A 1,937-nucleotide genomic window follows, 5' to 3' on the forward strand; every position below is an offset into this window, starting at 1 on the left:
CTCCCTATGATCCAGAAACTGATTTCCATTACCGCATATTTAATGCGGATGGCAGTGAAGTGGAGCAGTGTGGTAATGGTGCTCGTTGTTTTGCACGATTCGTTCGCATGAAAGGCTTAACGAATAAGTACAGCATCAACGTAAGCACCAAGAAAGGCAAAATGGTTCTCAAGATTGAAGAGAATGACCTTATCACCGTGAACATGGGCATTCCTGAGTTCGAACCAAGCAAGATCCCATTTAAAGCGAAGCAACCTGAAAAGACCTACATCCTAAGAACCGATGCACATACTTTATTCTGTGGCGCGGTCAGTATGGGTAACCCACATGTGGTGACCGTGGTTGATGATGTCGATACGGCAGATGTGGATACCTTAGGTCCACTGCTTGAATCACATGAGCGTTTCCCTGAGCGTGTTAATGCTGGCTTTATGCAGGTGGTTAACCGTGAAGAAGTGCGTTTACGTGTTTATGAACGTGGTGCAGGTGAAACTCAGGCTTGTGGTAGCGGTGCCTGTGGCGCTGTTGCGGTTGGTATTACTCAAGGCTTACTGGCTGAGAATGTGAAGGTTAGCCTACCAGGCGGTGACTTACACATTAGCTGGCAAGGTCCGGGGAAACCTCTGTATATGACGGGCCCAGCGACGCATGTGTTTGATGGCCAGCTTTCTTGCTGATAACCATACATAACAGATAGATACATAAAAAAATAAAGGATAGGTTTTGTCTAACGTTGAAGCCGACGCACTCACAGCAGAAGTGGTCGCGGAATATTTACGTGATAACCCAGATTTTTTCCAAGACCGAAAAGATTTGGTGGATCGCCTTGCTATTAATAACGTTGAGCAGGGTGCCGTTTCTCTGGTCGAGATTCAGCTTAAACGTCAACGCCAGAGAATCGAAGAGCTAGAAGAAGAGATCACTGGCTTGATGTCTTTGGCGGCGAATAACGATAAAACCTTCTACGAGTTTATGGATCTGCAAGCGCAAGTGCTGAAATGCAGTGACTTCATGCAGGTAATTAAAGCGGTTGAGCAAAAGGCACTCGACCTTGGGTTGAAGGCTCATTTGCGAATCCTTTCGCAAACGGGTTTCTATCAACTCAGCGAAGAGGGCTACTCGAAGTTTTCGCTTAACCACTTTAATGGCAAAGATGCTTACCTCGGGCGTTTGAGAAAAGCTGACAGACAAGATTTGTTTGGTGATTTTCAGGTTCCAGAGCTAGGCTCTTATGTAGTACTACCACTTGCTAAGCAGTCTCCATTGGGCTTGCTCGCCTTTTCTAGTGAAGATGGCGGACACTTCCAACCTCATATGGATACGCTCTTTTTACGCCACTTAGCACTTGTTGTGTCTCATTTGGCGGACACCTTACCTTGGCAGATAAATAATGAGCCTAGAGCCCAACACACCTCTTCCTAATAGCCTTCAAAAGCCTCTTTCTCGCTTCTATGAATATCTCAGAAGCGAGAAGGGACTCAGCCTGCACACCCAACGAAACTACAAACAACAACTTGAAACCATGGCCGAACACTTAGTCACACTTGGGCTAAAGGATTGGCGTCAAGTTGATGCTGCTTGGGTAAGACAACTGGCCAGTAAAGGCATGCGTGACGGGATGAAGGCAAGCAGCATTGCGACTCGCTTATCGTCACTGCGTAGCTTCTTTGATTTTCTTGTCTTACGGGGCGAAATAACCGCGAACCCTGCAAAAGGGGTTTCTGCGCCTCGTAAGCAGCGTCCGTTACCAAAAAACCTCGATGTCGATGAAGTCGGTCAGTTGCTTGACGTGAATGAAGACGATCCACTCTCGATTCGCGACCGAGCGATGATGGAGGTGATGTACGGCGCTGGCTTGCGTCTTGCTGAGCTGGTCGGTATCAACCTTAAAGACGTGCTGAGCCGCCAAGGAGAAATCCGAGTGATCGGTAAAGGTG

General features: G+C 47.5%; 3 protein-coding genes. All 3 read left to right on the plus strand.

Annotated elements, in window-relative coordinates; genetic code table 11:
• Positions 1-677: diaminopimelate epimerase (dapF, locus tag BCT81_RS24435; RefSeq protein WP_102426148.1), on the plus strand; the 677-nt coding region annotated here is incomplete at its 5' end.
• A 46-nt stretch (positions 678-723) separates the two neighbouring features.
• Positions 724-1,422, plus strand: coding sequence for a DUF484 family protein (locus tag BCT81_RS24440; protein ID WP_102426149.1), 699 nt, complete (start codon positions 724-726; stop codon positions 1,420-1,422).
• The coding region (locus BCT81_RS24445; protein WP_157938892.1) for a site-specific integrase at positions 1,391-1,937 on the plus strand (547 nt) is incomplete at its 3' end. The genes BCT81_RS24440 and BCT81_RS24445, both read left to right, overlap by 32 nt.

The organism is Vibrio sp. 10N.261.52.A1 (genome assembly GCF_002876325.1).
In the GTDB taxonomy this organism is placed as follows: Bacteria; Pseudomonadota; Gammaproteobacteria; order Enterobacterales; family Vibrionaceae; genus Vibrio; species Vibrio chagasii.